The sequence below is a fragment of the Luteimonas saliphila genome, from assembly GCF_016774335.1.
GTDB classification, from domain to species: Bacteria; Pseudomonadota; Gammaproteobacteria; order Xanthomonadales; family Xanthomonadaceae; genus Luteimonas; species Luteimonas saliphila.
On record NZ_JAETWA010000031.1, the window covers coordinates 39,144 to 59,472 of the forward strand.

The following is a 20,329-nucleotide window of genomic DNA, read 5'->3' on the forward strand; positions in this document are numbered from 1 at the left end:
CGCGGACGCGGGAACGGTTCCTCACCCCTCCGCCCGGCCGGGAACCAGAGGCCCCGGCACGGGCGCGCCGTCGTCCGGCCCGGATCGATCCTCGATCACGGTGCGGTTGCGTCCGCTGCGCTTGGCGCGGTACATGGCGGCGTCGGCGCGGGCCAGCCAGTCGCCGGCCGATTCGCCGGGACGGAAGGGCGCGGCGCCGAGCGAAACGGTGATACTGCGTCCGTGGCACCGCACCTCGCGCTCCACCGAAACCCGCAGCTTTTCCGCGATGTTCCACAACGCGTCCGGGCTGGCGCCGGGGCACAGCAGACCGAATTCCTCGCCGCCGAGCCGGAAGAAGCGATCGTCCTTGCGCGTGGAACTGCGCACCAGTTCGGACACCTGGACGAGCACGTCGTCTCCGGCTTCGTGGCCGAAGTCGTCGTTGACCAGCTTGAAACGGTCGAGGTCGAAGACTACGAAGCCCAGCGGCGTGCCGCTGCGCATGCTCGATGCCATCGCGATCTCCAGTTCCGTCTCCAGGCCGCGACGATTGCCCGCGCCGGTGAGCGGGTCGTGCAGCGCGACCGCCTCGAGCTGCGACCGCTGCAGCTCCGCACGCGACGAGAATACGAACGAGAACAGGCTGACGACCGCGGCGGTCACCCCGAACATGACCTTCTGCAGGGAGCTGACCAGGGCGGCATCACTCGCGATGATCGCCGCGATCGCGAGCGTGGAGACCACGAGAGCCGGCCAGCGGCCGACGAGGAGAAAGTTCGCGACCAGGACCGGATAGACCCAGAACAGACCGGACAGCCCGGCAAGGTGCGCCACCGCGACGCAGCCGATCGAGTACGTGACCGACGCGATGAGCGCCGCACCCGGCGTTCGCCCTGTGCGCCACGCATAGGCCGAACTGGCGACGATGCCGACTACGATCACCATGTCGACCAGCGCGACCAGCGGTTGCCCGCTCAAGAAGCGATAGACCGCGAATGGCGTGATGCCCAGGGCGGTGATCGCGCCGAACATCACGATGATCGCGAGATGGAAATCGCCTTTGAGCCTGGTCTTCCACATCTCGCGGTGTGTTCGCATTCGGGGCGTGGCTGCGTGGCTGCGTGGGTGCGTCGCATACCCGTATCGCAACGGGCACGACCACAGGCAAGGAAGCATGCCCGGGACGCAATCGCCGCCACACTAGCGGACCGGCGGCCGCGCCGGCGTGAACGGAGCCCATCCGCGCCAGGCTCGACGCTTCCGCGGTGTGCGCCTGGCGCGTCGTTCTGCAGCGCACCAGAACGCCGGAGAATGAAAGCCTTGCAGCCGCGAAGTCCGGACCGGCTGCCGCGCCTCCCCGACACCACTGGCGTTGGCACGAGGCTCGGCCGGGACAGCGCGCGTCGAGACCGGTTGTCGCCGGCGTCGTCAGTTGGCCGCCGGCGTCGGGGTCAGGCGGGTTTCACGCGCACGCGTGGCGTCATCGCCACGTTGGCATGTTCGCTCATGAGCTGCAGCTCGCCGTCCTGGATCATCGCGGTCAGGCGCATGCCGCGCTCGAGCAGGCCCACCGTCGCCTCGACGGCATCCGGGTCGAGGTCGAGCACCGTCAGGTTCCTCAACCGCGTCAGCGCCGAAGCGATCCTGTTCCACCAGATCTCCGCGCCGTTGCCGCTGTAGTTCACCACCACCACCTGACGCGCACGGGCGCAGGCCTTGCGGATCCGGCTCTCGTCCGGCTGTCCCAGGTCGATCCAACGCTCGATGTCGCCGGTGTAGTCGCGTTGCCACAGGTCGGCATCCTCGTCGCTGCTCAGCCCGCGCCCGAATTCCAGGCGCTCGTCGGCGAACAGCGCGAAGGCGATCAGCCGCACCATCAGCCGCGCCGGCGTCTCGGACGGATGCTGTGCGAGCGTGAGGTTGTGGCTGGCGTAGTAGTGCCGGTCCATGTCGCTGACCTGCAGCTCCACCTTGTAGATCGTCGAATTGGGCGCCATCGGTCTGCCGGAGGGAAAGAGGCGCGATTGTAGTCGGCCCGGCGGGAAGATCGGCGCGACGCAGGCGCGGCCCGGCTGCCGCCATTGCCGATCGCCGACGGGTTTCGACACGGGACGGCGACGGTCCGGTGCATGGCGCAAGGGTCCGCAGGCCTTCGGGACGCAGTGCAACGCGCGCCTGGCGTGGCGTCGCTGGTCCATCACGGCACGATCATTGTACCGATGACAGCATTCCCGCCATGATCGGACGCGAGACGCACGACCGGCCACCCGCTTTCTTCACGCCGCAGGACATGTTCGTCCCCACGCCATCCGCGCGGGCGTGGGACATCTCCTTGGCCGATGGGCCCGTGGTGGCGACGGCGATCCACGACGGCCATGCCATCCGCCCCTCGCTGCGGCAATGGCTGGCGCTTTCGCCGCAGCAACGGCTGCGCGAGGAGGATCCGCTCACCGGGTTGTTGACCACCGCCGGCGACGTGCGCATCCGCGTGCCCACGTCGCGCTTCGAGGTCGACCTCAACCGCCCGCGCGACGGCGCGGTCTATGTGCGGCCCGAGCACTGCTGGGGCCTGGAAGCGTGGCACGCCCCCCTGCCCGATGCGGAAATCGAGCGTTCGCTGGTGCTGTGGGACCGCTTCTACGCCATGGTGGCCGAGTTGCTGGATCGCATGCTCGAACGCTGGGAAGCGGTGCTGCTGATCGATCTCCACAGCTACAACCATCGCAGGGACGGCGCCGACGCCGCGCCGCAACCGCAGGCGGACAATCCCGACATCGAACTGGGCCTCACCACGGTCGATCCCGCACGCTGGGGCGCGGCGGCCGAACGCTTCGCCGACGCGCTGCGGGCGGCGCCGGTGCACGGGCGCGCGCCCGACGTGCGAGCGAACGTGCGCTTTCCCACCGGCGGCCACTTCCCCGAATGGGTCTACGCCCGGTGGGGCGAGCGGGTGTGCACGATCTCGCCCGAGTACAAGAAGATCTTCATGGACGAATGGTCGGGCCATGCGGACATCGGCGCGCTGCATGCGCTGCGCGACGGCCTGCACGGGGCCGTCGACGCGGTCCGGCCCCTGTTCGGGAGGCGGCGGTGAGCCCCGATGCCGCCGCGCCCGCCGTCCGGGCGTTGCCGCCGGTCGCGGGCGAGGTCGATGCGGCGCTCGCCTCGATCGACGCGGATCTGGACTGGTTGCTCGCACTCAATCCGCTGGGCACCGATGGACTGTGGGAAGAGTTCGACGCCAGCGGCCGCACCCGCGTGTCCGCGTTGCGCTACGCCGAGCCCCTGCTCGACCTCGATGCCATGCGGCGGCGGCTTCTGGCGCTGCCGATGGAGCGCGTGGAATCGCCATTGCTGGCCGGCGTACTGTCGGAGAAGCAGCGCTATCTGGACCGTACGATCGAACTGCTGCGCCTGCGCGGCACCGATGGCTTCGTCGCCGCGAGCATCGACCTGTTCGGCGGCGTGGAGGCCGGCCTGCTGGAACTGGCGAACCGGATCCTCGCCGAAGTCGCCGCCAGCGACCCGCTGCCGGCCGACAGCGGCGTGGACGAAGTGGTCGCCGCCGTCGAGGACGAGGTGGCCTGGTACCGGACGCAGGCGCCGGACTTCGGACTGGAGATCCGGGTCGACGCCGACGTCGGCTCGCTGATGATGGTCTCCCACGGCCGGCTCTACCTCGATGCCGAGCTGCGCCTGCCGCGGGCGCGCGTGCAGCCACTGGTGCAGCATGAGGTCGGCACCCATGTGGTCACGCGCTACAACGGCGCGCGCCAGCCGTTGCGGCAACTGGCGGTGGGCCTGGCGCAGTACGACGCCCTGCAGGAGGGTCTGGGCGTGCTGGCCGAGTACCTCTCCGGCTACCTGCCCGGCGAACGCTTGCGGATCCTGGCCGCGCGCGTGGTCGCGGCCGACATGGCGATCCACGGCGCGCAGATCCCCGCGATCTTCGCCAGCCTCCACGAGACCCACGGCTTCGCCACGGACGACGCCTTCGACGTCGCGGTCCGCGCCTGCCGTGGCGGCGGCCTGACCAAGGATGCGGTGTACCTGCGGGGGCTGCGCGACCTGCTCGACGACCTGCGCGGCGGCGGCGCGTTCGAGCCGCTGTTCGCCGGCAAGTTCGCACTCTCGCACCGGGTGGTGCTGCAGCAACTGGCGGAGGCCGGCTGGGTCGCGCCGCCCGCGCTGCTGCCGCGCTACACCGCCGCGGACGATTTCGAGCGGGCGCTCGCACGCTGCCGGACGCTCGGCGTCGACGCGCTCTACCACGTCCATCCGCCCCAGACCCCAGCCCAGGAACTTCCCGCATGAGTGGCGCACCGATGCGCCTCGGTTTCGTCGTCAACGACGTCGCGACCGAGAAGAACAACTACACCACCATCCGCCTGGCGCGCGTGGCCCTCAACCAGGGACACCAAGTGGCGCTGATCGGGCTGGCAGACTTCATCTACGACGCCAACGGCACGGTCCGCGCGCGGGCGCACGTGCCGCGCGGCGACCGCTATGCCGACGACGACGCGCTGCTGGCCGAGATCCAGGGCGAAGGCGCGGACGTCGAGCGGATCGACGTCGAGGCGCTCGACGTGCTGATGCTGCGCAGCGATCCGGCCGAAGAGGTGGTCGACCGGCCCTGGGCGCCGAACAGCGCCCTGCTGTTCGCGCAACTGGTGACCCGCCGAGGGGTGATCGTGCTCAACGACCCGACCCACCTGACCGACGCTTCGAACAAGACCTATTTCCAGCATTTTCCCGAGGACGTGCGCCCGGTCACCTGCATCACCCGCGATGCCGACGAGATCAAGTCCTTCATCAATGCACATGACGGTCGCGGCGTGATCAAGCCGCTGCAGGGTTCCGGCGGCCAGGGAGTATTCGTGGTCAATGGCGACGGCGGCGCCAACCTCAACCAGATGATCGATGCGGTGATCCGCGACGGCTACGCGATCGTGCAGGAGTACCTGCCCAGGGCTGCCGAAGGCGACCTGCGCCTGCTCACGCTCAATGGCCGGCCGTTGCGGGTCGACGGGCGGTATGCGTGTTTCCGTCGCTACAACGACAGCGGCGACGCCCGCAGCAACATCAGCGCCGGCGGCAAGATCGAGATCGCCGAGCCCGACGCCGACGCCCTGCGCCTGGCGGAGATCGTCGCGCCCAAGCTCATCCGCGACGGGATGTACTTCGCCGGCCTCGACATCGTCGGCGACAAGCTGATGGAAGTGAACGTCGACACCCCTGGCGGCGTCAACATGGCCGAGGAACTGACCGGCGTCGACTTCAGCAGCCACGTGATCGCCGACCTGGAGCGGAAGGTGCGCCTGCGCAACCAGTACGGCGGCACCCTGCGCAACGTCGAGCTGGCGATGCTGTAGGGCCGCCGGCACCCGCGGCAGGCGCACGATCCGCGGCGGGTGCGCCGTGCGGTCGTGCGATGCGTCCTGGTGGCGCGATCAGGCCTTGCGTTCATCAGGCTTTGCGTTCATCAGGCCTTGCGTTCCACCCGGAAATCGATCGGCTTGTAGCTGAAGTTGTTCGACTGCCCGGCCGAGCACGCCGTCATCGCGACCACCAGCGGCATTTCCGCGCGCAGCCGGATGAAGTCCCCCGCACGGCTCAGCGGAGGGAGCACCGCGACCGCGCCGGTCGCACCGTCCACGGTGACGTGCATGAAGATGTTGAACGCGATCGGGATGCGGTCGCTGTCGATCCCGTAGGGCGCGAGCGCGGCGGCGAGGTTGCCCTCGCACCCGGGACGGCCCTCGGTTTCGCCGTAGAGGATCTCGAACATCCGCTTCGAGCACGGGGTCAACGTGAAGTCGTGGCGCCCGCAAGTGTCTTCGATGATGGTGAACATGGGGCGACTGCGATTCGAATACAGCACATCGCCGGTGCTGAGCCACAGCTTCGACGCGTAGTCGATCGATCGGCCGGAGGACAGGTACTCGGCAAGATCCTCGCGCGAGAACGCGGTGAGATCGCTGACCTGCTGGCCCATGGGATCGATCACGACCAGTTCGTCGCCGCGCTCCAGTTCCACCGCCCGCCCGGAGCACGGCGGTATCCGGTCGCAGGAAGGCTGCCCGCTCACCCCGACTTCCTGACCCGGAACGGGCATGTCCAGTCCGGCTCCACTGCGCGGCCGCTGTACTGCCGGGTCTCGGGGGCGGTGCCGAAGTCGGCCAGGTTGGGGTTGATCGACCCCTGCAGCGCCGTGTCGCGTTCGCGGGTGGCCGCCTGCATCTTGGCGTAGCGTCCGTCTGCGCGCAGCCTCTGGAACTGCCGGTGCGAGTTGAACACGAGCGCCGGCGAGGCGAAGCGCCGCGCCAGGCGCGATGCCCCCGGATGCAGTCCGATCACGAAGAAGGGATGTCCCGCCAGGCTCAGGCTGAACTTCGGATCGTCGGGGTCGCGGCCGACGTCCGGCGCCCAGCGCGTGCCGCGGCGCGCATCGAGGTCGTGGAGGCGCTGAATCTGCGACCACAGCATGGCCTCGAACCGCCGCTCGTCGGTGTCCCGGGGGCCATCGAAGATCGCAACGAGCGAATGCACCGTGCTGTCGTCGGGATCGGCCGCGTCCACCATTGTCGCGAACTCCCGCAGCGCGTCGAGCAGGGACGCGTCGTTGGCGCGGTCGCCGATGCGCGCGAACTCGTGCGCCTGGATCGCATCGCGCGCCAGCGCCGCCTTCGAGCCGACGCAGGGAAACTCGGCCGAGCCGACGAACTCGAGAAATTCGGCCGCCAGGACGCCCCCCCGGGCATCGGGCTTCGGGTCGGCGAACGCACCGGGAGTCGTGGTGGCGTCGCTGCGACGCCGGATGGGACAGGAATTCATCGGGTTCTCGGGGAGTGAGCGCGCATCGCGCGGCAACGGATGCGTCCAAGGCTAGCGATGCCTGCGACATGGCGGCGTGTACGCCACGCACTTCGCCGCACTTCGCGCACGGCTCGTTCATGTTGCGGTTGGCGCGCCGATCGCAATCGTGGCGCCGCCAGGGCGATCCGCCCGTCCACGCCCGGGGCGATCTGCGCCGAACGCGACTACGGGCCCGCGACCCACTCGCCTTCCCACAGACCTCCGTCGGTATCGGCGAACGGCTTCCCTGCGTCGACGTGAACACGCTGTTGCAGCGGCGGGTGCTAGAACAGCGCCATGACCCGCACGCGTCCCGCCGCGCCGACTCCCTCGTCCGGACTTCCGGGTGCGCTGCGCTGCCGACGCAAGTTCCTGCGGCGGTTTCCGGGCGGCTTCCGCGATCCTGCCTACCTGGAATGGGAGCGCGACTACAAGCTGGAAACGCACCGGCGCTGGCTGGACGCGCTGTCCCGGGATACCTTTCGCGATCTGCTGCGCGACCGGCAGGCGGCGGAAGCGGCCGCGCGCGCGGTGCGCGTCGAGCAGCGTTCGCGCCACAGCATGCTGTTCTCGTTCGAGAAGATGGCGCTGCGCGACGCCCTGCGCTCGCCGCAGGGCGCACACGACTTCGCGCACGGCCTGTACGAATACCTGCACGGACGCGGCAGCATGGAACGCCGTTTCGAGCAATGGGTCGCCGCGATCGACGCCCTGCCACGCCGGCAGACGCGGGTACTGACCTGGCCCCTGGTCACCGTCTTCGGCTTCATCGCCCAGCCGACGAGGCACATGTTCATGAAACCCAACACCATGCGCGCCGCAGCCCGCGTCTATGGTTTCGAACTGCCCTATCGCTCGCGGCCATCGTGGGAGACCTACGCCAGCCTGCTTGCCTTCGCCGGGCTGGTGAGGCAGGACCTCGCGGACCTGCGCCCGCGCGACATGATCGACCTGCAGTCGTTCCTGTGGGTGCAGGGGTCGGACGAGTACGCCTGACCCCGGTGCGCCGGTGGTCTGCGGTCGCATCGGCGCCCCTCTACGTCCCGTGCTGCGCCAGCCCACCCGGTCCGGTCGTGGTGCGGGGTGCGGCCTCGGTCGCATCCCCGGCGAAGCGCAGGAACCAACTGCCGACCAGTCCACGCACGGCCGAGATGTCGTCGGCCGAGCGTATGGCGTGCGCCAGGTCCGGGACGACCTCCAGTTGCAGGCGCTCCACGTTGCGGCCGGTGTAGTGCGGCGCGAGGGCGCGATGCAGTTGCCGCACGCCGGCATCGTCCAGCATGGTATCCGCCGCGCCATGCACGATCAGCAGTGCCGGTGGCGGTTCGCCCTGCGCGATCTCCGCGGCACGCCGGGTGGCGTCCGATACGCGGGCGAGCGCGCGGGCCTCGGGCGTCCAGGCGAACCGCGTCCTCGTGGCGCGCTCGTATGCGCCGACCGACGCACCGAGCCCGGTCGAGGTGTTCAGCACGACCGCCGCCGACACCGGCACCTCGCGCTGCGCGAGCGCATACAGCGCCGCCGCACCACCTGCGGAAAAGCCGAACACGGCGATGCCTTGGCCCGGCGCGAGGCAACCGAGCTCGCGCATTGCACCGGCGATCCCGGGCAGCTCGCGCCCCGCGCCCAGCACCACCGGTTCGAACACGCCCGTCGCCAGGTCTTCCGCCTGACGTCGCGCCAGCTCGGCGGGATCCGCGGGTGCGCGCTTGCCGAACAGCGGCAGCCCCAGGTAGACCTTCACCGCGGGCACCTCGTCCAGCGGCAGCAGGTCCATCAGCGCTTCTTCGCTGGCGGGCGGACCGAAGCCGTGCCAGAGCACGACGGGCGGCGACGCGATGCGGGCGGGCACACGGATGATCGCCGGGACGCCGGCGAGCTCGACCTCGCGCACGCGCGGCGGGCCTGCGGGCGCGGGCGCGCATGCCGGCTCCGCCCCGGGAGTAGCCGTTGCAATGGCCGGCGAACAGAACAGGCAAGCGAGGATCGACCAGACGAGGCGGCGCATGGGCATCCAGGCGATGGGGACGAATGGATTCTGCCGCGCCGGCACGGCAGCCGGGAGGTCCGATGGTCATGCCTTGCCGCATCGGGTCGAGCAGCATTCCGCGCGCGGATGCAGGTATGCCGAAAAACGAATCGACCCATACCGTTCTTGAACCCGCCGTTTTGGCAGCATGCGCTCTCGCATGGCCGTCCGGGCCTTGCCCGACATCCACGAGTGCGCGACGCCCGGTCGCGCGCCCGCAGGGCGGACGACAGGAGAACACGATGCACGCATCGGTGAACCGCACGCGCGTGTTCGCGCTGGCACTTGGATTGCTCGCCACCCTGCCCCTGTCCGCGCAGCAGCCATCGCCGCAGCCGAACCATGACTCTGGCAAGGCCGAGGCACTGGCCGCGGCCCTGGTCGCGCGCATGCGTGTGGACGAGAAGCTGCCGCAGTTGCTCAACACCGCGCCCGCCATCCCGAGGCTGGGCGTGCCGCGCTACAACTGGTGGACCGAGTCGCTGCACGGGGCGCTCGGAACGATTCCCACCACCAACTTCGCCGAGCCGATCGGCCTGGCGGCCACGTTCGACGAGGATCTCGTGCGGCGCGTCGCCGGCGCGATCAGCACCGAGGTTCGCGGACTGCACGCGCTCGCGCGCGAAACCGGGCGCACCGGCCGGATCGGGACCGGACTCAATACCTGGTCGCCGAACATCAACATCTTCCGCGATCCGCGCTGGGGTCGGGGCCAGGAAACCTATGGCGAGGATCCCTTCCTCGCCGCGCGCATGGGCGTGGCGTATGTGCAGGGCATGCAGGGCATGCATCCGGAGTGGATCGACGTGGTCGCCACGCCCAAGCACTATGCCGTGCACAGCGGCCCGGAATCGACCCGGCACCACGCCAACGTCTACGTGTCGCGCCGCGATCTCGAGGACACCTACCTGCCGGCGTTCCGCGCCGCGGTCGTCGAGGGCGGCGCGGATTCGATCATGTGCGCCTACAACCGCGTCGACGGGCAGCCGGCCTGCGCCAGCGACCTGCTGCTCGGCGACGTGCTGCGCGGCGCATGGTCGTTCAAGGGCTACGTGGTGTCGGACTGCGATGCGGTCAACGACATCCGCGCCCAGCATCATTTCGCGCCCGATGCGGCGAGCGCCGTCGCCGCGGCGATGCGCGCGGGCGTCGACAACGAATGCAGCGGCGCCACGCTCACCGATACCGATGGCCTGGCCGAGCCCTATCGCGAGGCGTTGCGGCGCGGCCTGCTGACCATGGCCGACATCGATCGCGCCCTGGTCCGGCTGTTCGCCGCGCGCTACCGCACCGGCGACCTGCCGGGCCTGCGGCCGCTGTCCACCGAAAGCGTGTCGCCGGAGGACGTCGGCGCGCCTGCGCACGCGGCCCTGGCGCTGGAGGCCGCCGAGAAGAGCCTGGTGCTGCTCAAGAACGACGGCCTCCTGCCGCTGCGCGCGGATGCGCGGGTGGCGGTGATCGGCCCGCTCGGCGACGCGACCCGCGTGCTGCGCGGCAACTACTCCTCGCCGCAGTCCGCACCGCCGATCTCGGTGTTCGAAGGGCTCAGGCGCGCGCTGCCCGATGCGCGGGTGCGCCACGTGCCGTACGGCGAATCGCATACCGACGGCGACCCGGTGCCCACCAGCGCCCTGCTCACGCCGGACGGGGAGCCCGGCCTGCTCGCCCGCTACTACAACGCCGCAAAGGTACCGCCGGTGCGCTTCGCGCCCGGTGAGCTCGATGCCTGGATCCGCGACACCGGCTTCGATGAAGACCCCGTCGTCACCCGGATCGAGCGCGACGTGAACTCGCGCAGCCTCGACCTTGCACAGGTGCGCGACGTGCACCGGGTCGAGTGGACCGGTTACCTGGTGCCGCCGGAATCGGGCACCTACCGCCTCGGCCTCGGCGGCTTCAACGGCGAGTTGCAGTTCGACGGCCAGCCCTTCGTCGACCTGAGCAAGGCGTCCTGGAACAGCCTGCCGACGATGAGGACCGTGCGGCTGGAAGGCGGCCGGCGCTATCCGATCAGGGTCACCACACAGGCGCGGATCCTCACCGGCATCGGCATGGTGTGGAAGCGCGTCTCCGACACGCCCGGGGACGACCTGCGCGTCGCGGCCGCTGAGAGCGACGTGCTGGTCGCGGTGGTGGGCCTCACCTCCGACCTCGAGGCGGAGGAAGCGCCGATCGAAGTGCCCGGGTTCAAGGGCGGCGACAAGACCTCGCTCGACCTGCTGCCCGACCAGCAGGCCTTCCTCGAGGCCGCAAAGGCCACCGGCAAGCCGCTGGTGGTGGTGCTGATGAACGGCAGCCCGGTCAACCTGGCGTGGGCGAAGCAGCATGCCGACGCGATCATCGAGGCCTGGTACCCCGGACAGTCGGGCGGGCTGGCGGTCGGCAACGTCCTGGCCGGCCACGTCAATCCGGGCGGGCGCCTGCCGCTGACCTTCTACCGGTCGGTCGACGACCTGCCGCCGTTCGGCGACTACGACATGCGTGGTCGCACCTACCGCTACTTCGAAGGCACGCCGGTCTATCCGTTCGGCCATGGCCTGAGCTACACCCGCTTCGACTACGCGACGCTGCAACTCGAGCCGAATCCCGAGGGCGCTGCCGAAGGGCTGGTCGTGACCATCGAAGTGCGCAACAGCGGGGAGCGCGCCGGAGACGAGGTCGCCCAGCTCTACCTCGATTTCCCCGACATCGAAGGCGTGCCGCGCATCGCGCTGCGCGGGTACCGGCGCGTGCATCTGGCCGCCGGCGAGCGCCGCACGCTGCGCTTCGAACTCGATCCGCGCGACCTCAGCGCCGTGGACGCCGAGGGCAGGCGCCAGGTGATGCCCGGGCGCTATCGCGTGTTCGTCGGATCCGGCCAGCCAGGCACCGGCGTGGCGGGCCGGGAAGCCGCCTTCGCGATCGACCGCCTGCGTCCGGTGGCACGCTGATGCTCGCGTCGCGACTCGCTGCCCTGCGCAAGTGGTGGTCGCTCCGATGCGTTTCCGGATCGACCGCCGACGCGTCCGTCCACGTGCCCTCTCCTCGGCCGCTGCAGCGACACCGCACGCCTTCACCCTGCCCTGCCGGAGCTCTCCGATGACACCCAAGACACGTTTGCTGCATGCCGTCGTCCGCGCCACGCGCAGGGGCGCGCCCATCGCGCTCGTCGCGCTGCTGGGCATGCTGTCGCTGCCTGCGTTCGCGCTGGACGAGACGATGACGCCCATCGACGTTCCGGCCCAGCCCGACGCCATCGCACTCGGCACCGGGCCGCTGCCCGATGCGGGGAATGCGGAATCCTGGCATCGCCAGTACGGCAGCGTGTTCGCGCGCAACGTCACGCAGGCCACGCTCACGGCGTTCCTGCCGGACCCTGACAAGGCGACCGGCACCGCCGTGATCGTCGCGCCGGGCGGCGGCTTCCGTTCGCTGTCGATGGAGAACGAAGGCTGGGACGTGGCGCGCGCGCTGGCCGATCGCGGCGTGGCGGCGTTCGTGCTCAAGTACCGCCTGAACCAGACGCCCGCCGACCTCGACGGTTTCGCGCGGTCGATCCGCGAGATGCTGGCGGGCCCGCGTCCGCCGCGCGATCCCGGTTCGCCGGAGTCGGCGGCCATGCTCGCCCCGCAGTTGCAGGACTCGCGCGCGGCGTTCGCGCTGGTCCGCAGCCGCGCCGACGAATGGCGCGTGGATCCCGACCGCATCGGCATGGTCGGCTTTTCCGCCGGCGCGATGCTGACCATGGTCAGCGCGCTGTCCGGCGAGGACGCCAGGCCGGCCTTCATCGGCAACATCTACGGCCCGATCGCCCCGCTGCAGGTGCCGGGCGATGCGCCGCCGCTGTTCGTGGCGCTCGCCGCGGACGACGGGCTGTTCTCCAACAGCGGCTTCGGCCTGATCGAGAGCTGGCAGAAGGCCGGGCGACCGGTCGAGTTCCACTACTACGAACGCGGCGGCCACGGCTTCGGCATGTACCCGAAGGACACCACCAGCACCGGTTGGTTCGAGGCCTGGGTGTCGTGGATGAAGATGCACGGCATGCTGGAACGCAAGGGCTCGTGATCGTCCACCTGTCGGGCGGAAGCTCGCCGGCACTGCCCGGCGCGGTTGCTTTCGCCGTACCGGGCCTGACACCCTTGCCGACGTAACTGGCCGCAGCCCGACAGGCGACCTTCGCGGCATCTCCGCGCTACCGGCCCAAGGCAAGACCGCGCAGCCTCCGGTGTCCCGCAAAGGGCCGACAGCCTTTCTGCCGGCTCCGCGGGACGTCAGCCCGGATCTTCCTCGGCAGCTTCGCGTCCCTGCTGGCGGATCAACGCTTCCTCGCGCGCATCGTTGATCGCATGGCGCACGCCATCGACGTCGATCTCCGATTCGTCGTGGGCGAACACGCCGTTCAGCTCGGTGTCCGGCCGCAGTTCGCCGGCCTCGAACAGCGCCCACATCTCTTCGCCGTACCAGGTCTCCAGCAATTCCGGCGCGAACGCGCCCAGGCACGCGGTGAGGTTGTTGACGTCGCGCAGCAGCATGCTGCGCGCGGCGTTGTTGCCGGCGGCGCTCACCACCTGCGGGAAGTCGATCAGTACCGGGCCATCGGGCGCGACCAGCACGTTGTAGGCCGACAGGTCGCCATGGATCAGGCCGACGCACAGCATCTTCACCACCTGCCGCACCAGGAAACGATGGAAGCCGCAGGCCTGGTCGTGCGACAGCTCCACCTCGCCCAGCCGCGGCGCGGAGTGGCCGTCGGCGTCGACCACCAGTTCCATCACCAGTACGCCGTGGAAATACCCGTGAGGTTCGGGCACGCGCACGCCGGCGTCGCGCAACCGGTACAGCGCGTCGACCTCGGTGTTCTTCCACTCGGCTTCCTGCTGCCGACGCCCGTACTTGCTGGCCTTGCCGATCGCGCGCGCCTCGCGGCTGCCGCGCACCTTGCGCCCCTCCTGGTATTGCACGCGCTGCTGGAAACTGCGCTGCGCCATGTCCTTGTAGACCTTGGCGCAGCGGATCTCCTCGCCCGCGCGCACCACGTACACCGCGGCTTCCTTGCCGCTCTTGAGCGGGCGCATCACCTCGTCGATCACGCCGTCGTCGATCAGCGCTTGCAGACCTGCAGGGGTTTTCATGGCATCTCGAGGGGGAAAACGGTGCGACGCGCGGGCCGAAGCCGCGCCGCCGGCTGGAATCCGGGGCGACAGAGTGCCTGATCGCTACACTGCCTGTCCCGATTCCCGTGGCCCCGATTCATGTCCGATCCGGTTCGACTGTCCAGGCGCGTGGCCGACCTGGCGCGCTGCTCCCGCGGCGAGGCCGAGCAGTACGTGAAGGGCGGCTGGGTCCGGGTGGACGGACGCGTGGTGGAAGATCCGCAGCATCCGGTGAGGGGCGAAGCCGTCGAACTCGATCCGGCGGCGCGGCTCGAAGCCGTCGAGCCGGCGACGATCCTGCTGCACAAGCCGGCCGGCTACGACACGATCAGCGGGCCCCGGCCCGCCTCTGCATTGGTGGAGCCCGCGACGCGATGGGAGGCGGATGCGTCCGGCGTGCGCCTGCTCCAGCGCCACTTCCATCGGCTCACGCCGCTGGTGCCGCTCGACCATGATGCCAGCGGGTTGATGGTGCTGACCCAGGATGGCCGTGTGTGGCGCCGGCTCACCGAGGACGGCGATGAAATCGAGCAGGAATTCGTGGTCGAGGTCAGCGGCGAGATCGCGCCCTACGGCCTGCACAGGCTCAAGCATGGCCTGTCCTATGGCGGCCGTGAGCTGCCGCCGTGCAAGGTCAGCTGGCAGAACGAGATCCGCCTGCGGTTCGCGATCAAGGGGGTGCAGGGCGGACAGCTGCGCGACATGTGCGCGCAGGTCGGGCTGGGCGTGGTGTCGATCCGGCGCCTGCGCATCGGCAAGGTGTCGCTGGCGAAGATGCCGGCGGGTGCGTGGCGCTACCTGCCGGTGGGGGAGCGGTTCTGAAATTGCGGAAAGCGGGATGAAGCGCGCGCCCGGCTCGCGCGGATCCTCTCCCCTCCACCGTGACCTCACCGGTGTCCGGCTAGCGTGGAGTCCTCTTCCCGCGGGGCTTCCGCCGATGGCACGCAAGGCCAACCAGCAACTCGACTCCGCGCGGGACGACCGCGGCCGGCACGGGGCGACCTCCCTGCCCGGCCTCGACATCGGTCACTACAACCTGCGCCTGCGCGATCCCGAAGGCGATGGCTTTCTGGGCGACCGCGCCAGCCAGACCGCGTTCCGCGCACTGCTGGACGTCGCACGCGCGCACCACCTGACCGGCAAGGACCCGTTCGGCAAGACGCCCGCGGCCGAAGTGGCCAAGGACGCGATCGACCTGGCCCTGGTCGGCGGCGATCCCGATGCCGCCCACGCGATCCACCTGGCCGTGGAGGAGTACGCGCGCCGCCTCGCCTACGTCGTGCAGGTGTTCCTGGCGCAGCCGCAGTGGCGCGCAGTGGAACGGATCGTGCTGGGCGGCGGCTTTCCCGAGCACGAAACCGGCGACCTGGCCATCCGCCGCGCCATGCGCCTGCTCGAACTGGCGGACACCGGCGCGACCCTGCACCCGTTGCGCCACGATCCGGACGAAGGCGGCCTGCTCGGCTGGGTGCCCCTGCTCCCGGACGATGCGCGCGCCCACGACGCGTTCCTGGCCGTGGACGTGGGCGGCACCAACATCCGCTGCGGCATCGTCCAGCACCGGTTGCACAAGGATCGGCACGGCGGCAAGGCGCGCGTGCTCGAAAGCCTGAAGTGGCGACACGCCGGGGATGGACCCGGGCGCGACGAAGCGGTCGCACGCCTGGCGGCGATGCTCAACGGCCTGTCCGCGTTCGCCCGGACCCTGGACATCCGGCTCGCACCGTTCGTGGGCATCGCCTGCCCGGGGCAGGTGGAGGCCGACGGCAGCCTGTCGGCCGGCGCGCAGAACCTCCCCGGCGACTGGGAACAGCCCTTCCACCTGCCACGGGCGCTGGGCGCCCGACTCGACCCGGTCGCGGGTACGCCGCCCTCCGTGGTGATGCACAACGATGCCGTGGTGCAGGGCCTGAGCGAACTGCGCCGCATGCGCAAGGCGCGGCGCTGGGCGGTGCTGACCATCGGCACCGGCCTGGGCAACGCGAGCTACACCATGCGCTGAACGGTGAACCCTGCGACGCCGCGGCGTCCGCAGGGTTGTCGAATTCCGCGTCCCCGCCTCGTCAAGGGACAGGCGCGCGAATCGCCCGCCATCCACCACGGAGCATGAAGATGACGCACAAGAACACGATCTGCCTCTGGTACGACGGCACTGCACTCGAAGCCGCGACCTTCTATGCCGAGACCTTTCCCGACAGCAGGGTCGTCGCCGTCCACTACGCCCCGGGCGACTTTCCCTCCGGCAAGCAGGGCGACGAGCTGACGGTCGAGTTCACCGTGCTGGGCATCCCCTGCATCGGGCTGAATGGCGGCCCGACCTTCAAGCACAGCGAGGCGTTCTCGTTCCAGGTTGCCACCGAGGACCAGGCCGAGACCGACCGCCTGTGGGACGCTATCGTCGGCAACGGCGGCGAGGAAAGCGCCTGCGGCTGGTGCAAGGACAAGTGGGGCCTGTCGTGGCAGATCACCCCGCGCGTCCTGGTCGAGGCGATCACCGATCCCGACCGCGATGCGGCCAAGCGTGCGTTCGACGCGATGATGACCATGCGCAAGATCGACATCGCCGCGATCGAGGCGGCGCGACGGGGCTGACGTCCGCAGGTCGGGGTGGCGGGTACGGGCGCGGCTTCGGACACGGGCGAGCAACATCGGCTGGCGATGTCGGTCCGCCGACCGGAACGCGCTTCCCGCATCGGCTGCGCGACTTCAGTAGCGCGTCAGCACCACCGATGTCGTCACCTCGACCACGCCAGGCAGAGCGGCGATGCGGTCACGGGTCTCGTTGAGCGCCGCCGCATCCGCGGCAGCCACCTCGACCAGCAGGTCGATCTCGCCCGACAGCGCATCGCAACGCACCACTTCGGGCATTGCGGTCACCGATTCCACCACCCGCATGTCCGGCGTGCGCAACAGGCGCAGCATGCAGATCGCGGACAACGCGCCGTCCTGCGCCGGCGTTTCGATGGTGTAGCGGCGGATCACGCCCTGCGCCTGCATGCGCACGATGCGGTCGCGGACGCTGCTGCGCGAGAGGCCGACTTCCGCCGCCAGCGTCTTCAGCGGGCGGCTCGCGTCCTCGCGCAGGAGTTCCAGCAGGCGTCGGTCGATGGCATCCACGGGGCCGTCCATTTGACGGGCGTCGCCGGACGAATGCCCGGGCGCCGTCGAAACGTCAGGCGGCATCATAGGGCACCCGCGGCCATCCTTTTTTCCCATGCGACGACGTGACGTGCTGCCCTGCATCGCCGCCCCGATGGCCTTCGCGATGCCGCTTCCCTCCCGTTCGAATCCGACCGAGATGACCATCGAACCGATCGCGCCCACCGGTCTGGCCTATGCGCAGGCCAGCCTCGTTTCCGCTGCCTCCCGCTGGCTCTTCGTCAGCGGCCAGGTGCCCGAGGACGCCGACGGCCGCATTCCCGACGACTACCCCTCGCAGTACCGTCTTGCCTGGCGCAATGTGGAAGCACAGCTGCATGCCGCCGCGATGACGTTCGACAACCTCGTCAAGATCACCATCTTCCTGTCGGACCGGGCGCTGATCGCGCAGAGCGGCGGCCTGCGGCAATCCATCCTCGGCGACCGCTCGCCGGCGCTGACGATCGTCATCGCCGGGATCTACGACAGCCGCTGGCTGCTGGAGATCGAGGCGGTCGCCGCCGCATAGGCGCCGGCTGCGCTGCAGCGCGCAGTCTTTCCGGCTGGCGTGGATTCGCGAACGGGCCCTGCCTTCCTGCTGATCGGGCGTCTCCGGCGATGGTGCTTCAGGAACGGGGATTTCCGGGCCCTATAACGTGATACGCGTCACTAGTTGACGCATCCAGTCACCGACACGCCGGGCGTTAATGCGGGAGCCGCGCCGGCGTGCGGCAGTAGTTGGCACGGGTCTTGCTCCGTTTGCGCTCAAGTTTCCTCCGGATCGCCAAGTGGATCACGCCAGCCCCCCGCACCACGTCGCCGACGACGACGACATCGCCGCCCCGATCAGCGTCGCCGCTGCGGTGGGCAGCCTCGCGCCTGCACCGGCCCCGCCGCCTCGGCGCCGCTTCTACGTCCCCCTGCGCGTCAAGTACGCGCTGATCCTCCTGTTCGCGGTGGCGTGGATGGGGCTGTCGGTGAAGCTGTCCCAGCCCTGGCTGGACGAGTTGTCGAAGCCGCTGGGCTTCGGGCTGGCGGTCTTCGTCATCGCCTTCATCGCCTATGTGCCCGGTTTCATGAACGCGTTCCTGGTGGGTTCGATCCTGTCCGATCGCCGGCCCGTGCGACGCGCGTTCGAAACCCTGCCGGATGTCTGCGTGCTGGTGGCCAGCTACAACGAATCCGGGAACATCGTCGATACCTTGGACAGCCTCGCCCGCCAGGAATATCCCGGCCTGGTCGAGGTCGTGGTGATCGACGATGGTTCCACCGACGACAGCCTCGCCCTCGCCCGCGACGCCGCCGCCCGCCTGGCCAGGGAAGGCCTGTCGATCCGGGTGCTGGCGCAACCGCGCAACGGCGGCAAGTCGAAGGCGCTCAACCGCGGGCTGGCCGAAACCACGCAGGCGCTGGTGATCACCGTGGATGGCGACTCCTACCTGCGTTCCGACGCCCTGCGCAAGATCGTCGAGCGGTTCCTCTCCGATCCGCCCGGCACGGTCGCCGTCGCCGGTGCGGTGCTGGTACGCAACTCGCGCGAGAACTGGCTCGCCCGCAGCCAGGAGTGGGACTACTTCCACGGCATCGCCGCGGTCAAGCGCATGCAGAGCATGTACCACGGCACGCTGGTCGCGCAGGGCGCGTTCTCGCTGTACACGCGCGAGGCGCTGCAGCAGGTCGGCGGCTGGCCCGAATGCGTGGGCGAGGACATCGTGGTGTCGTGGGCGCTGCTCGAAACCGGCGCGCGCATCGGCTATTGCGAGGACGCCTGCCTGTTCACCAAGGTCCCCACCCGCCTCGGGCAGTTCTCGCGCCAGCGCCAGCGCTGGTCGCGCGGGCTGATGGAAGCCTTCGCCCGGCACTGGCCGCTGCTGTTCAAGCCGCGCATGACCACGCTGTTCATCTGGTGGAACCTGCTGTTCCTGCCGCTGGACCTGGTCTACACGCTGGCGTTCCTGCCCGGCATCGTGCTGGCGCTGTTCGGCTACTACTGGATCGCCGGCATCATGACGTTGCTGGTGCTGCCGTTGGCCGCGATCTGGAACCTCGTGATCTTCCACGTGCAACGGCGCATGTTCAAATCCCAGGATCTGCGCGTGCGCCGCAACCTGGGCGGCTTCCTCTTCTATTCGCTGGGCTACACCATGATCCTGCAGCCGGTCTGCGTGATGGGCTATGCCGCCGAGCTGTTCCGGCTGCGCAAGACCTGGGGTACGAAATGAGCCCGCGCGCCCTGGTCGTCGCGCTGGGACTGGTCCTGGCGATGCCGGCGCTCGCGCAGGAGGACGACGCGGCCGGCAAGGCCGTGCGCGCGGACGCATGGGTCAGTTCGGATGCCGAGGGCAACGAAACGCGGAAACTCGCACTCGGCTGGGACGTGTCGCATCGCGATCCGGATCACTGGTGGGGGCTGAAGGTGGAACGCGCCCGCTTCTCCGGCGACGATTGGTCGGACAGCGAGGATCGTGCGTACCTGTCCGGCGCGGGCGACCTGCGCGGGTGGTCGTGGCAGGGCGATATCGGCAGCAACGGGCACGACCTCGTCGGCCGCGGCTCGATCCACAGCAAGGATGCGCGGCGCAAGGAGTTCTTCATCGAGCGCGACGTGCTCGAGACCCGCGGCGGCGTCGCCAATGGCTGGGTCCAGACCTTCGCCGGCGCCGCGATCGACCTGCCGATGGGCGATCGCTGGAGCACCACCGTGCTCGGCGGCGCGCAGGACTTCGGTACCGGCAGCAACCTGCGTACCCACCTGCGCGCCAACCTCGTCCACGCGCTGGTCCCGGACCAGGGGCTCAGCCTGCAGTTGCGCACGCGTTATTTCCACGACAGCGATCCGCGCGAAGCCGACTATTTCTCGCCATCCTGGTATGGCGAGGCGATGGGCGTGCTGGGCTGGCGCCGTTTCGTCGGCGGCTACCAGTGGCGCGCAGTGGCGGGCATGGGCCGGCAGCGCAGCGCGGGCGAGGACTGGAAGCGTGCCCGCATGCTGCAGTTCGGCCTGGAAACGCCGCGCCGCAACAATGCCTGGTTGCGCCTCGACGCCGGCTACTCCGACACGCCGGTCGTCGCCGACGGCGGCGCGGACAGCTATTCGTACCGGTACGTGCAGGTGCAGGGCGTCGTGGCGTTCTGAGTCACGGAATCATGGCTCAGCCCGAGCCCGCCCTGTTCGCAGGCCGCTCGCTCGCAT

Annotated in this window: 19 protein-coding genes; 12 read left to right on the forward strand and 7 right to left on the reverse strand. The window is 69.7% G+C overall.

The genetic code is table 11. The features are described from left to right. Positions 1–21 precede the first annotated feature (21 nt). Positions 22–1,080, reverse strand: a complete 1,059-nt coding sequence (locus tag JMO03_RS07940; protein ID WP_202842261.1) for a GGDEF domain-containing protein — start codon at positions 1,078–1,080, stop codon at positions 22–24. Positions 1,081–1,433: 353 nt separating this feature from the next. Then, positions 1,434–1,979: a YaeQ family protein gene (locus JMO03_RS07945; RefSeq protein ID WP_202842262.1), complete on the reverse strand. Its 546-nt coding sequence runs from the start codon at positions 1,977–1,979 to the stop codon at positions 1,434–1,436. 239 nt (positions 1,980–2,218) lie between these two features. On the opposite strand from JMO03_RS07945, the gene JMO03_RS07950 reads away from it, so the two are divergent. Genes JMO03_RS07950 through JMO03_RS07960 form a run of 3 tightly spaced genes read left to right on the forward strand, consistent with a single transcriptional unit; the run spans position 2,219 to position 5,354 of the window. After that, positions 2,219–3,076, forward strand: coding sequence for an N-formylglutamate amidohydrolase (locus JMO03_RS07950; protein ID WP_202842263.1), 858 nt, complete (start codon positions 2,219–2,221; stop codon positions 3,074–3,076). Continuing rightward, positions 3,073–4,296 carry a tyrosine/phenylalanine carboxypeptidase domain-containing protein gene (locus tag JMO03_RS07955; protein ID WP_202842264.1) on the forward strand — a complete coding sequence of 408 codons (1,224 nt, stop codon included), beginning with the start codon at positions 3,073–3,075 and terminating at the stop codon, positions 4,294–4,296. Before JMO03_RS07950 ends, JMO03_RS07955 begins: the two co-directional genes overlap by 4 nt. Next, positions 4,293–5,354, forward strand: coding sequence for an ATP-grasp domain-containing protein (locus JMO03_RS07960; RefSeq protein ID WP_202842265.1), 1,062 nt, complete (start codon positions 4,293–4,295; stop codon positions 5,352–5,354). The genes JMO03_RS07955 and JMO03_RS07960 overlap by 4 nt, the downstream gene beginning before the upstream one ends. 110 nt (positions 5,355–5,464) lie before the next feature. Here the strand turns inward: JMO03_RS07960 and JMO03_RS07965 are convergent, their stop codons facing one another. Continuing rightward, entirely contained in the window at positions 5,465–6,070 is a 606-nt protein-coding gene (locus tag JMO03_RS07965; RefSeq protein ID WP_337926379.1) for a DUF1989 domain-containing protein, read from the reverse strand. Continuing rightward, complete coding sequence (gene gntA, locus JMO03_RS07970) at positions 6,067–6,816, reverse strand: guanitoxin biosynthesis heme-dependent pre-guanitoxin N-hydroxylase GntA (RefSeq protein WP_202842269.1); 750 nt, start codon at positions 6,814–6,816, stop codon at positions 6,067–6,069. Before gntA ends, JMO03_RS07965 begins: the two co-directional genes overlap by 4 nt. A gap of 318 nt (positions 6,817–7,134) precedes the next feature. Here gntA and JMO03_RS07975 point away from each other — a divergent pair, with 318 nt between their 5' ends. Continuing rightward, entirely contained in the window at positions 7,135–7,833 is a 699-nt protein-coding gene (locus tag JMO03_RS07975) for a hypothetical protein (RefSeq protein WP_202842271.1), read from the forward strand. A gap of 40 nt (positions 7,834–7,873) precedes the next feature. Here JMO03_RS07975 and JMO03_RS21490 read toward each other — a convergent pair whose 3' ends face one another. Then, on the reverse strand, positions 7,874–8,731 hold the full coding sequence (locus tag JMO03_RS21490; protein WP_202842273.1) for a prolyl oligopeptidase family serine peptidase: 858 nt from the start codon (positions 8,729–8,731) through the stop codon (positions 7,874–7,876). Between the two features lie 377 nt (positions 8,732–9,108). On the opposite strand from JMO03_RS21490, the gene JMO03_RS07985 reads away from it, so the two are divergent. Both JMO03_RS07985 and JMO03_RS07990 read left to right on the forward strand, forming a co-directional pair. Beyond that, positions 9,109–11,796: a glycoside hydrolase family 3 C-terminal domain-containing protein gene (locus JMO03_RS07985; RefSeq protein ID WP_202842275.1), complete on the forward strand. Its 2,688-nt coding sequence runs from the start codon at positions 9,109–9,111 to the stop codon at positions 11,794–11,796. A 148-nt stretch (positions 11,797–11,944) separates the two neighbouring features. Then, a complete protein-coding gene (locus tag JMO03_RS07990) occupies positions 11,945–12,910 on the forward strand; it encodes an alpha/beta hydrolase (protein WP_202842278.1) in 966 nt (321 codons plus the stop codon). 206 nt (positions 12,911–13,116) lie between these two features. Here JMO03_RS07990 and JMO03_RS07995 read toward each other — a convergent pair whose 3' ends face one another. Continuing rightward, positions 13,117–13,977, reverse strand: a complete 861-nt coding sequence (locus JMO03_RS07995) for a PA4780 family RIO1-like protein kinase (RefSeq protein WP_202842280.1) — start codon at positions 13,975–13,977, stop codon at positions 13,117–13,119. A 120-nt stretch (positions 13,978–14,097) separates the two neighbouring features. Here JMO03_RS07995 and JMO03_RS08000 point away from each other — a divergent pair, with 120 nt between their 5' ends. The 3 genes from JMO03_RS08000 to JMO03_RS08010 all read left to right on the forward strand — a co-directional run bounded on the left by JMO03_RS08000 (position 14,098) and on the right by JMO03_RS08010 (position 16,590). After that, positions 14,098–14,820 carry an rRNA pseudouridine synthase gene (locus JMO03_RS08000; protein WP_202842282.1) on the forward strand — a complete coding sequence of 241 codons (723 nt, stop codon included), beginning with the start codon at positions 14,098–14,100 and terminating at the stop codon, positions 14,818–14,820. 115 nt (positions 14,821–14,935) lie between these two features. Continuing rightward, positions 14,936–16,000, forward strand: a complete 1,065-nt coding sequence (locus JMO03_RS08005) for an ROK family protein (RefSeq protein ID WP_202842285.1) — start codon at positions 14,936–14,938, stop codon at positions 15,998–16,000. A gap of 110 nt (positions 16,001–16,110) precedes the next feature. Beyond that, on the forward strand, positions 16,111–16,590 hold the full coding sequence (locus JMO03_RS08010; protein WP_202842287.1) for a VOC family protein: 480 nt from the start codon (positions 16,111–16,113) through the stop codon (positions 16,588–16,590). A 114-nt stretch (positions 16,591–16,704) separates the two neighbouring features. On the opposite strand, the gene JMO03_RS08015 is transcribed toward JMO03_RS08010, so the two are convergent. Next, positions 16,705–17,115 (reverse strand): Lrp/AsnC ligand binding domain-containing protein, encoded by a 411-nt coding sequence (locus JMO03_RS08015; RefSeq protein WP_202842289.1) that lies wholly within the window; start codon positions 17,113–17,115, stop codon positions 16,705–16,707. Between the two features lie 136 nt (positions 17,116–17,251). Here JMO03_RS08015 and JMO03_RS08020 point away from each other — a divergent pair, with 136 nt between their 5' ends. From JMO03_RS08020 to JMO03_RS08030, 3 genes are all read left to right on the forward strand, one after another. Then, complete coding sequence (locus JMO03_RS08020; RefSeq protein ID WP_202842291.1) at positions 17,252–17,665, forward strand: RidA family protein; 414 nt, start codon at positions 17,252–17,254, stop codon at positions 17,663–17,665. A 259-nt stretch (positions 17,666–17,924) separates the two neighbouring features. Continuing rightward, positions 17,925–19,358 carry a glycosyltransferase family 2 protein gene (locus tag JMO03_RS08025; protein ID WP_337926380.1) on the forward strand — a complete coding sequence of 478 codons (1,434 nt, stop codon included), beginning with the start codon at positions 17,925–17,927 and terminating at the stop codon, positions 19,356–19,358. Then, positions 19,355–20,272, forward strand: coding sequence for a hypothetical protein (locus JMO03_RS08030; RefSeq protein WP_202842296.1), 918 nt, complete (start codon positions 19,355–19,357; stop codon positions 20,270–20,272). The genes JMO03_RS08025 and JMO03_RS08030 overlap by 4 nt, the downstream gene beginning before the upstream one ends. Positions 20,273–20,329 lie beyond the last annotated feature (57 nt).

Excerpts from the sequence above, each read along its gene's own strand:
- JMO03_RS08010 (WP_202842287.1), top strand. The coding sequence starts at position 16,111 with ATGACGCACAAGAACACGATCTGCCTCTGGTACGACGGCACTGCACTC.
- JMO03_RS08020 (WP_202842291.1), top strand. The coding sequence starts at position 17,252 with ATGGCCTTCGCGATGCCGCTTCCCTCCCGTTCGAATCCGACCGAGATG.
- JMO03_RS07960 (WP_202842265.1), top strand. The coding sequence starts at position 4,293 with ATGAGTGGCGCACCGATGCGCCTCGGTTTCGTCGTCAACGACGTCGCG.
- JMO03_RS07940 (WP_202842261.1), bottom strand. The coding sequence starts at position 1,080 with ATGCGAACACACCGCGAGATGTGGAAGACCAGGCTCAAAGGCGATTTC.
- JMO03_RS08000 (WP_202842282.1), top strand. The coding sequence starts at position 14,098 with ATGTCCGATCCGGTTCGACTGTCCAGGCGCGTGGCCGACCTGGCGCGC.
- JMO03_RS07990 (WP_202842278.1), top strand. The coding sequence starts at position 11,945 with ATGACACCCAAGACACGTTTGCTGCATGCCGTCGTCCGCGCCACGCGC.
- JMO03_RS07985 (WP_202842275.1), top strand. The coding sequence starts at position 9,109 with ATGCACGCATCGGTGAACCGCACGCGCGTGTTCGCGCTGGCACTTGGA.
- JMO03_RS07995 (WP_202842280.1), bottom strand. The coding sequence starts at position 13,977 with ATGAAAACCCCTGCAGGTCTGCAAGCGCTGATCGACGACGGCGTGATC.
- gntA (WP_202842269.1), bottom strand. The coding sequence starts at position 6,816 with ATGAATTCCTGTCCCATCCGGCGTCGCAGCGACGCCACCACGACTCCC.
- JMO03_RS07945 (WP_202842262.1), bottom strand. The coding sequence starts at position 1,979 with ATGGCGCCCAATTCGACGATCTACAAGGTGGAGCTGCAGGTCAGCGAC.
- JMO03_RS07950 (WP_202842263.1), top strand. The coding sequence starts at position 2,219 with ATGATCGGACGCGAGACGCACGACCGGCCACCCGCTTTCTTCACGCCG.
- JMO03_RS08030 (WP_202842296.1), top strand. The coding sequence starts at position 19,355 with ATGAGCCCGCGCGCCCTGGTCGTCGCGCTGGGACTGGTCCTGGCGATG.
- JMO03_RS08005 (WP_202842285.1), top strand. The coding sequence starts at position 14,936 with ATGGCACGCAAGGCCAACCAGCAACTCGACTCCGCGCGGGACGACCGC.
- JMO03_RS07975 (WP_202842271.1), top strand. The coding sequence starts at position 7,135 with ATGACCCGCACGCGTCCCGCCGCGCCGACTCCCTCGTCCGGACTTCCG.